Origin of the sequence: Vibrio sp. 10N.286.48.F5 (genome assembly GCF_041469785.1) — a bacterium.
In the GTDB taxonomy this organism is placed as follows: domain Bacteria; phylum Pseudomonadota; class Gammaproteobacteria; order Enterobacterales; family Vibrionaceae; genus Vibrio; species Vibrio crassostreae_C.
Map to the genome: position 1 here is coordinate 91,899 of NZ_JBFRLG010000041.1, position 10,074 is coordinate 101,972.

Annotated in this window: 8 protein-coding genes; 4 read left to right on the top strand and 4 right to left on the bottom strand. The window is 43.7% G+C overall.

The features are described from left to right. Together AB4185_RS19685 and gyrA are read right to left on the bottom strand one after the other, a co-directional pair. Positions 1-630, bottom strand: coding sequence for a tetratricopeptide repeat protein (locus tag AB4185_RS19685; protein WP_372135819.1), 630 nt, complete (start codon positions 628-630; stop codon positions 1-3). Between the two features lie 169 nt (positions 631-799). After that, the gene (gene gyrA / locus AB4185_RS19690) at positions 800-3,442 is read right to left on the bottom strand and encodes a DNA topoisomerase (ATP-hydrolyzing) subunit A (RefSeq protein ID WP_017072500.1); all 2,643 of its coding nucleotides are present in this window, start codon (positions 3,440-3,442) and stop codon (positions 800-802) included. Between the two features lie 258 nt (positions 3,443-3,700). On the opposite strand from gyrA, the gene ubiG reads away from it, so the two are divergent. The 4 genes from ubiG to yfaE all read left to right on the top strand — a co-directional run bounded on the left by ubiG (position 3,701) and on the right by yfaE (position 8,750). Next, positions 3,701-4,444: a bifunctional 2-polyprenyl-6-hydroxyphenol methylase/3-demethylubiquinol 3-O-methyltransferase UbiG gene (gene ubiG / locus AB4185_RS19695; protein WP_017060991.1), complete on the top strand. Its 744-nt coding sequence runs from the start codon at positions 3,701-3,703 to the stop codon at positions 4,442-4,444. 508 nt (positions 4,445-4,952) lie between these two features. Beyond that, on the top strand, positions 4,953-7,235 hold the full coding sequence (gene nrdA / locus AB4185_RS19700) for a class 1a ribonucleoside-diphosphate reductase subunit alpha (RefSeq protein WP_102333640.1): 2,283 nt from the start codon (positions 4,953-4,955) through the stop codon (positions 7,233-7,235). A gap of 103 nt (positions 7,236-7,338) precedes the next feature. Further along, the gene (nrdB, locus tag AB4185_RS19705; protein ID WP_372104694.1) at positions 7,339-8,472 is read left to right on the top strand and encodes a class Ia ribonucleoside-diphosphate reductase subunit beta; all 1,134 of its coding nucleotides are present in this window, start codon (positions 7,339-7,341) and stop codon (positions 8,470-8,472) included. Next, positions 8,472-8,750, top strand: coding sequence for a class I ribonucleotide reductase maintenance protein YfaE (gene yfaE, locus AB4185_RS19710; RefSeq protein WP_372104691.1), 279 nt, complete (start codon positions 8,472-8,474; stop codon positions 8,748-8,750). Before nrdB ends, yfaE begins: the two co-directional genes overlap by 1 nt. A 172-nt stretch (positions 8,751-8,922) precedes the next feature. Here yfaE and napF read toward each other — a convergent pair whose 3' ends face one another. Together napF and AB4185_RS19720 are read right to left on the bottom strand one after the other, a co-directional pair. Further along, entirely contained in the window at positions 8,923-9,438 is a 516-nt protein-coding gene (gene napF / locus AB4185_RS19715) for a ferredoxin-type protein NapF (protein ID WP_372104689.1), read from the bottom strand. After that, the gene (locus tag AB4185_RS19720) at positions 9,438-10,001 is read right to left on the bottom strand and encodes a molecular chaperone TorD family protein (protein ID WP_372104686.1); all 564 of its coding nucleotides are present in this window, start codon (positions 9,999-10,001) and stop codon (positions 9,438-9,440) included. Before AB4185_RS19720 ends, napF begins: the two co-directional genes overlap by 1 nt. Positions 10,002-10,074: the final 73 nt, after the last annotated feature.

Genomic DNA, 10,074 nt, shown 5'->3' on the forward strand with positions numbered 1-10,074 from the left:
TTAACGGATCATTTGCTTAGCTTGGTTGATCGAATGGATGATAGAGACACGATCAATGCCTTTCTGGTTAGAATCGAGAATTTGAGTCCAAGCATCGATCGCTTGTTGGTAGCGCATACTGATGAAGTGATCGGTCGCTATCAACATCAATGCCGTACGATCGTTGGGATCAAGCTCCATGGATTGATTTAAGAGCACTTTCACATCATCACTCATCGCCTGTGAACTTAGGTAATACAAGGCGCTCGCTTTAGCTGCATAAAGCCCTGAAGGCGCCTGTGGGTCTAAACGAATCGCATAGTCGTAACAGGTAAATGCAGCATTAAACTCCCCTTTCTGCATATAAACACCACCAAGCTTAAACCAAAGGTCTGATTGATTAGGGTCTTGCTCCAGGCTCTGCTGAAGTTCATTTTGGAAATCTGTTGCTGTATAGCTGCTGTCGTCACTTGAAGTAAGTTGAGGGGCTTCTTGTTTCATCTGAGACCAAACCAGAATGCTGGCTAATATCGCCACACATGAAATAAGGAGGTTGCCTTTAAGATGACTGGTTTTTCTGTTTGATGCGATCACGATTGCCACTAGAAATAGGCTCATTAGCAGCAAAGCAATCAGTAACCAGATATCCATTCCATTCTCCTTTCATTGACGCTTTACTGTACCTTTTTCTCACTAAAACAATATTGATCGAGGTTTAGCTATTGGCTTTTAAACAAGTCACAGCCAAATTCTAGGTAATAAAAAACCGAGCACAATGGCTCGGCTTTTTGTCTCAACTTCTATTTATAGAAGTGAAAGATTACTCAGTGTCTTGCTCGCTATCAGAAGCGTCTGATGCTTGCTCTTCACTTGATTCAGAAACGACTGCTGCTTCAGCGTTTGCTACTTCAGCTTCGCCTTCAACAACCTCAGCTTCTTCTACTTCGTCGATACGTTGTAGACCTACAACGTTCTCGTCGTCAGAAGTACGAATCAGTGTTACACCTTGAGTGTTACGACCAACTTGGCTCACTTCCGCAACGCGAGTACGTACTAGCGTACCTGCGTCGGTGATCATCATCATTTCGTCGCCTTCTTCAACTTGAACAGCGCCAACAACTGGGCCATTACGTTCAGAGACTTTGATAGAAACCACACCTTGCGTTGCACGGCCTTTCGTTGGGTATTCAGCTAGTTCAGTACGCTTACCGTAACCGTTTTGAGTCACAGTTAGGATATCGCCTTCGTTAGAAGGAACAATCAACGATACTACTTGATCGTCTTCTGGAAGCTTCATACCACGAACACCAGAGGCAGTACGGCCCATTGCACGTACTTTGTCCTCGTTAAAGCGAACAACTTTGCCCGATTTAGAGAACAGCATGATGTCGCTATCACCGTTAGTGATGTCAACGCCAATCAGTGAATCATCGTCACGTAGGTTAACTGCAATTAAGCCGTTAGCACGTACGTTTGCGAACTGATCCAGTGATGTCTTCTTAACAGTACCGTCACCCGTTGCCATGAAGATGAATTTCTCGTTAGAGAACTCAGAAACAGGCAGGATAGCCGTGATACGCTCACCTTCTTCTAGAGGAAGAATGTTAACGATAGGCTTACCACGAGCAGTACGACTTGCTAATGGCAGTTGGTAAACTTTCAGACGGTATGTCTTACCACGAGTAGAGAAACATAGGATGTTATCGTGAGTATTAGCAACAAGCAGACGCTCAATGTAATCCTCATCTTTCATCTTAGTTGCACTCTTACCTTTACCACCACGACGCTGAGCTTCGTAGTCGCTTAGGATTTGGTACTTAACGTAACCTGCGTTAGAAAGCGTTACTACAACGTCTTCTTGAGCAATCAGCTCTTCCATGTCGATGTCATGAACTGCCGCTGTGATTTCTGTACGACGCTCGTCGCCATAGATTTCACGTACTGCTTCAAGTTCTTCACGGATAACTTCCATCAAACGCTCAGTGCTTGCAAGAATGTGCATTAGCTCAGCGATTTCTTCTAGAAGGGCTTTGTACTCGTCTAGAATCTTCTCGTGCTCAAGGCCTGTTAGGCGGTGAAGACGAAGTTCTAGAATTGCTTGTGCTTGTGTTTCCGTTAGGAAGTATTGACCATCGCGGATGCCGTATTGGTCTTCTAACCAATCAGGACGAGCTGCGTCAGTACCTGCACGCTCAAGCATTGAAGCAACGTTACCAAGATCCCAACCACGAGACACTAAACCAACTTTAGCTTCTGCTGGTGTTGGCGCGCTCTTGATCAGTTCAATGATTTCATCAATGTTAGCAAGTGCTAGAGACAATGCTTCAAGGATGTGTGCACGGTCGCGTGCTTTCTTCAATTCGAAGATAGTACGACGAGTCACAACTTCGCGACGGTGGTCTACGAAGCACTTAAGCATGTCTTTGATGTTGAACAACTGTGGTTGACCGTTATTCAACGCAACCATGTTGATACCGAAAGTCGTTTGCAGTTGAGTTTGAGCGTATAGGTTGTTAAGAACCACTTCGCCTACTGCATCACGCTTACATTCAATAACAATACGCATACCGTCTTTATCAGACTCGTCACGCAGTGCACTGATGCCTTCTACTTTCTTATCTTTAACCAGTTCAGCAATCTTCTCGATCAAACGAGCTTTGTTTACTTGGTAAGGGATCTCAGTAACGATAATGGTTTCTTTACCATTCTTCTCTACTTCGATATCCGCTTTTGAACGCATGTAAACCTTACCGCGGCCAGTCTTGTAAGCATCTACGATGCCTTTACGACCACTGATAAGTGCTGCTGTTGGGAAGTCAGGACCAGGGATATAGTCCATTAGCTCATCAATAGTGATATCTTCATTATTGATAAATGCTAAACAGCCATCAACAACTTCACCAAGGTTATGTGGTGGGATGTTGGTAGCCATACCTACTGCGATACCAGAAGCACCGTTTACCAATAGGTTAGGAATTTTTGTAGGAAGTACTGCTGGAATTTGTTCTGTACCATCGTAGTTCGGTACGTAATCCACAGTTTCCTTATCAAGGTCAGCCAGGAGCTCGTGAGCAATTTTCGCCATACGAACTTCGGTATAACGCATTGCAGCCGCGGAGTCGCCATCGATAGAACCAAAGTTACCTTGGCCATCAACTAGCATGTAACGCAGTGAGAACGGTTGCGCCATACGAACAATAGTATCGTATACAGCACTATCACCATGTGGGTGGTATTTACCGATTACATCACCTACTACACGAGCAGACTTTTTATATGGTTTGTTCCAATCATTACCTAGTACATTCATCGCGAACAAAACGCGGCGGTGTACAGGTTTTAGGCCATCACGCACATCTGGAAGGGCACGACCAACGATGACGGACATCGCGTAGTCTAGGTATGAACCTCTAAGCTCATCTTCAATATTTACGGGCGTGATCTCTTTCGCTAGATCGCTCATAGAGCCATTTTCCCTCTATAGTCAGATCGTATTTTTGAATACGTATAAGACCGAAAAATATAACACAAATTTACCTACGGAGGCATCACTTTCCCTCTCCTTTTACCATCTTGTGACCCTTGTAGCCAATCAATTGATGAGAAATTGCACCTCCGCATCATATCTTGCTGAAACATGGTCACTTTACATCCAATAAACTAGCAAAATTGTAGATCTTCTGGTCAGCGCGAAAAGGCAAGTTATAATGCCTGCAATTTCATGGATGCATTATTTAACTTGGAAATGCCGATTATGACTAAATCACAGAACGTAGACCCAGCAGAAATCAAGAAATTCGAAGACATGGCGTCACGCTGGTGGGATCTAGAAGGCGAATTTAAGCCACTACATCAAATCAACCCACTGCGACTAAATTACGTATTAGAGAAGACTGAAGGCCTATTTGGTAAGAAAGTCCTCGATGTTGGCTGCGGCGGCGGTATTCTTGCAGAAAGCATGGCGGTTGAAGGTGCGATAGTGACAGGCCTAGACATGGGTAAAGAACCGCTAGAAGTCGCGCGCCTTCACGCATTAGAAACGGGCACCAAGCTCGATTACATCCAGAGCACTATCGAAGACCACGCAGAACAGAACCCACAGACGTACGATGTGGTAACGTGCATGGAAATGCTTGAACACGTTCCTGACCCACAATCTGTTATCACTGCCTGTTCGAAATTGGTGAAACCGGGCGGCCACGTGTTCTTTTCTACATTAAACCGTAATTTCAAATCTTACTTGTTTGCGATTGTTGGTGCAGAGAAGCTATTGAGGATCGTTCCAGAAGGCACTCATGAACACGAGAAGTTCATTCGCCCTGCTGAACTTATCAAGATGGTCGATAACACTCCGCTGCAAGAACTAGGGATTACAGGGCTGCACTACAATCCTCTTACGGACACTTATCGTTTAGGCACAAATGTAGACGTAAACTACATCGTCCACACGCAAAACTTTGGCTAAAAAATATCGGTAGCCCTACCGTAAAACCTTTTGTAAAAAAGACGAATGAAAAGAGTTGCAATTACCATAACTTTGCGACTTTTTTCAGTCTAAATTTCGTGCGCTAGCTTCCATTTTGACCACCTCGATTTAAATTTAATCGCCTAAAATCAATCGCCCATTTTGGCCAAAGATCAAGGAATTTTTTTTTATGGGCGTGCAAAAATAAAGCATCATTAAAAGCCGACTTTTATACAATCAAGTCACATATAACCTCATCAGTTAGTGGTCACTTACAGTTTTTTTTCAATCCACCACTTATCCACAAGCAACCCCATTTCTTTACCTTGAAAAATATCAGTTGTAGCACTATCTTGTAACCCAACAAACAAATGACCCCTATATGTTGTGTTTGAACTACAATGTATGGGTAGACCAAGATCACAAAGCCGAAACGTAATTTACAAAAATTACACAGAAATACACAAAAACACGGCCTTGTTCAGTTTTGTTAGGGAAATTAAGCAGAATGAACCAACAACTTACTGTTACCAAGCGTAACGGGCGCAAAGAAACGATCGATCTAGAGAAGATCCATCGCGTGATTACATGGGCAGCTGAAGGCTTGCACAATGTTTCTGTATCACAAGTAGAATTGAAAGCTCACATTCAGTTTTACGATGGCATCACCACTACTGACATTCATGAAACTATCATCAAGTCAGCAGCGGATTTAATCTCTGAAGAGACTCCTGATTACCAATATCTAGCAGCACGTCTGTCTGTATTCCACCTACGTAAAAAAGCGTACGGCGAATACGAGCCGCCTGCACTGTATGACCACGTTGCAAAACTGGTTGATATGGGTAAATACGATAGCCACCTTATGGAAGACTACACGAAAGCTGAATTCGAAGAGCTTGACGAGTACATCGACCACAAACGTGACTTAGACTTCTCTTACGCAGCGGTTAAGCAGCTCGAAGGTAAATACTTCGTGCAAAACCGTGTAACGAAAGAAATCTACGAGAGTGCTCAGTTCCTTTACATTTTAGTTGCTGCGTGTCTATTCGCTAAATACCCGAAATCGACTCGTCTTGACTACATCAAACGTTTTTACGACGCATCGTCTACGTTTAAGATTTCTCTACCTACACCGATCATGTCTGGTGTACGTACGCCTACTCGTCAATTCAGCTCTTGTGTACTGATCGAATGTGGTGACAGCCTTGATTCAATCAACGCAACAGCAAGCTCAATTGTTCGTTACGTATCTCAACGTGCTGGTATTGGTATCAACGCAGGTCGTATCCGTGCGCTGGGTTCTGAAATCCGTAATGGTGAAGCGTTCCACACTGGCTGTATCCCTTTCTACAAATACTTCCAAACAGCAGTAAAATGTTGTTCACAAGGTGGTGTTCGTGGCGGTGCGGCAACGGTATTCTACCCACTATGGCATGGTGAAGTTCAGTCTCTATTAGTACTGAAAAACAACCGCGGCGTTGAAGAGAACCGTGTTCGTCACATGGACTACGGCGTACAGCTGAACAAACTCATGTATTCTCGTCTTGTTCAAGGTGGCAACATCAGCCTGTTCTCACCTTCTGACGTACCTGGCCTTTACGATGCGTTCTTCGAAAACCAAGACCGTTTTGAAGAACTATATGTTAAGTACGAAAACGATCCTTCAGTGAAGCGTGAAACGGTTAAAGCCGTTGAGCTGTTCTCTCTGCTAATGCAAGAGCGAGCTTCTACTGGTCGTATCTACATTCAGAACGTTGACCACTGTAATACACACAGCCCGTTTGATTCTGAAGTGGCTCCTGTTCGTCAGTCGAACCTATGTCTAGAAATCGCGCTACCAACTAAGCCACTTTCTAACGTAGAAGATGACGAAGGTGAAATTGCACTATGTACGCTTTCAGCGTTTAACCTAGGCGCAATCAACGAGCTAGACGACCTTGCTGAGCTTTCTGAACTGGTTGTTCGTGCACTTGATGCATTGCTTGATTACCAAGACTACCCACTTCCAGCAGCACGCAAGTCGACAATGAACCGTCGTACTCTAGGTGTGGGTGTCATCAACTACGCATACTACCTAGCGAAAAACGGCGTGAAGTACTCTGATGGCAGCGCAAACAGTCTGACTCACCGTACTTTTGAAGCAATTCAATACCACTTGTTAAAAGCGTCTGTTGAACTGGCGAAAGAACAAGGCCGTTGCCCATCTTTCCACGAGACCAACTACGCGAAAGGCCTACTGCCAATCGATACTTACAAGAAAGATATCGACTTAGTATGTGAAGAGCCACTGCACTACGATTGGGACACGCTACGCGAAGAGATCATGGAGCACGGTCTGCGTAACTCTACGCTAACAGCGCTTATGCCTTCTGAGACATCGTCTCAAATCTCGAACGCGACTAACGGTATCGAGCCACCACGTGGTTACGTATCAGTGAAAGCATCGAAAGACGGCATCCTTAAGCAAGTGGTTCCAGATTTCCTAAATCTTAAAGAGAACTACGAGCTACTTTGGAACATTGGTTCTAACGACGGTTACCTACACCTAGTGGGTATCATGCAAAAATTCGTTGACCAAGCTATCTCTGCAAACACTAACTATGACCCAAGTGTTTACGACAGCGGTAAAGTACCAATGAAGAAGCTGCTTCAAGACCTACTAACAGCGTACAAGTACGGTGTTAAGACGCTTTACTACCATAACACTCGTGATGGTGCTAAAGACGACCAAGGCGATGCAGTTCAAGTGCCGGAAGAAGATTGTGAAGGCGGCGGTTGTAAGATCTAAACCGCAATAAACATTAAGACCCCAGAGAAGAGTTATCTTCTCTGGGTTTAAAGCATTAACAGGGCCCGTTTTATTACGGGTCTTTAAAGGATTTGAGGCATTTATGGCTTACAGTACTTTTTCTCAGCAAAAAAATGACCAACTAAAAGAACCAATGTTCTTGGGTCAGTCGGTAAACGTTGCACGTTACGACCAACAAAAATTCGAAATCTTCGAAAAGTTGATCGAGAAGCAGCTTTCTTTCTTCTGGCGTCCAGAAGAAGTAGACGTATCTAGCGACCGTATCGACTACAACAAGCTTCCTGAGCATGAAAAGCACATTTTCATCTCTAACTTGAAGTACCAAACGCTTCTAGATTCTATCCAAGGCCGCAGCCCTAACGTTGCCCTACTTCCACTGGTATCTCTACCAGAAGTTGAAACTTGGATTGAGACTTGGTCTTTCTCTGAAACGATTCACTCTCGTTCTTACACACATATCATCCGTAACATCGTCAATGATCCAGGTGTAGTATTCGACGACATCGTTGAAAACGAAGAGATCCTGAAGCGTGCGAAAGACATCGCGTTTTACTACGATGATTTAATCAAGCTGACGGCTGACTACCACCGCTACGGTGAAGGCAACCACAACATCAACGGCGAAGACGTTAAGATTTCACTTCACGACCTGAAGAAGAAGCTTTACGTATGTCTAATGTCTGTAAACGCACTGGAAGCGATTCGTTTCTACGTGAGTTTTGCATGTTCATTCGCATTCGCTGAGCGTGAGCTAATGGAAGGTAACGCGAAGATCATCAAGCTAATCGCTCGTGATGAAGCCCTTCACCTTACTGGTACACAGCACATGATCAACTTGCTACGCAATGGTCAAGATGATTTTGAATTCATGCAGATCGCTGAAGAGTGTAAGCAAGAGTGTTTCGACCTATTCAAAGAAGCGGCTGAGCAAGAGAAAGAGTGGGCAGAATACCTATTCAAAGATGGCTCTATGATTGGTCTGAACAAAGACATTCTTTGCCAATACGTTGAGTACATTACCAACATCCGTATGCAGGCTGTTGGCCTAGGTACGGCTTACCCAGCAGCAACGTCGAACCCAATTCCATGGATCAACGCTTGGTTGTCTTCAGATAACGTTCAAGTTGCTCCACAAGAAGCAGAAATCAGTTCTTACCTAGTTGGCCAAATCGACAACGAAGTAAAAGCTGACGACTTTGAAGGATTTGAGCTGTAATGCCAACAATCACAATCAACAAACTGACTTCAATTGAATCTAACCCTTCAAACACTCTGTTGGAAACAATGGAACAAGCTGGGTTAGAGCCAGAATACAACTGCCGAGATGGTCACTGTGGCGCTTGCCGCTGCACGTTGGATTCTGGTGAGGTCGAGTACGTTGGTTTTGCTATGGCTTACACGCAAGGTAATGAGATATTGCCTTGTATCTGTAAAGCAAAGACTGAGCTATCGCTGAGTAACGTTATTCATAGAAACAAGCAAAAACGCGCATAAGCCAGCTGGCTTTAGGTCACTTTGTTCGAATATCGTCAATAAGAATCAAAAAAGGGTCCGCTTCCTTTAGGAATGCGGACCCTTTTCTATTTATGTCTTTAGGTATCTAAAGCGACTCGTCTATCACTCAACCAAATCTTCCTGTTGGCTTGTGTCATACAAAGCCAAACGTTTATTGCTGAGTCAGGTTAAGAGTCACAGAGCCAATATAACAAGCGCTTCGGCACTCTCCACAGCCGTTACACTTATCTTTGTCCACTGTAGGCAACTCTCCTACTTCGATGTGTATTGCACCAGCTGAACACGCCGTTTGGCATGCTGAACAGTCCATTTGCATGTAATTATTGCAGCTATCCGCAAAGCTCGGCTTGAGGTCGATATAAGGCGTGACCGTTGGATGAAGTGCGCCGGTCGGACACACTTCAGTGCATTTGTTACACATAGAACAACTGTTGTAATCCAAATTCAGCAGCGCACTGCCCTCTAGCACCTCAATAACGCTATTTGGACACGATTGTTCACACAATCCACAACCGTCGCAAAGACGCTCAAACAGCACCTCATCGACCGCTCTTGGCGGTCTTGCATGCAAGCGCTGTGATATCTCTTCATAATTCGCGGCTGCTTTAACCGGTTTAGAAAGTCGAGTTAAGAAACCGCGTCTATTTGAATTTATTTGTTCAGACATTAGTCGATATATAACTTTTTAGTAGCAACGTTTAAATTATATTCAGATATTAAGTACTTAAACCAATCTATTACATCAACCGATAGCTTTTTATAAAAAGATAACTCTGATGCTTTATTTAGTTTTTCTAAATAAACAGAAGACCAAGTTAATAAGTGACCCTCAAGTAATTCACCAGCTGAATTAATATTATTTTCTAACAAATACGCATGAGCGAATAACATTAAACCAAATTGATCTTCCGGCTCTCTTAACCCAGTGTCTAATTCAATCTGATTCAATTCTAAAAACTGGCGATACTCAACCGTAGAAGCACCAAACACAACGCGGTCTTTATCTAGGTACACAGAACCCCAAGGCGGAGCTGGCATATCTCCAACGCCTTCAAACAGGCGGCTGAACTCTGCTGCGAGCGCATCTTCGTCTTCGCTTCTTAATGCCTGCAAGCATTCTTCAGAGAGTACTTCGCTCTCAACCAAAGCTTCGACAATGGTGATTAACTGTTCTTTACTTGTCGCTTGATAAAATAGCGAACCCAACAATTTATGCGTATCGATAATCATTATTATTTATACCGTTATAGGTTTAAAGATAATTATATTAATTAACTCATTTCATTCTTTGATCTATTTTATA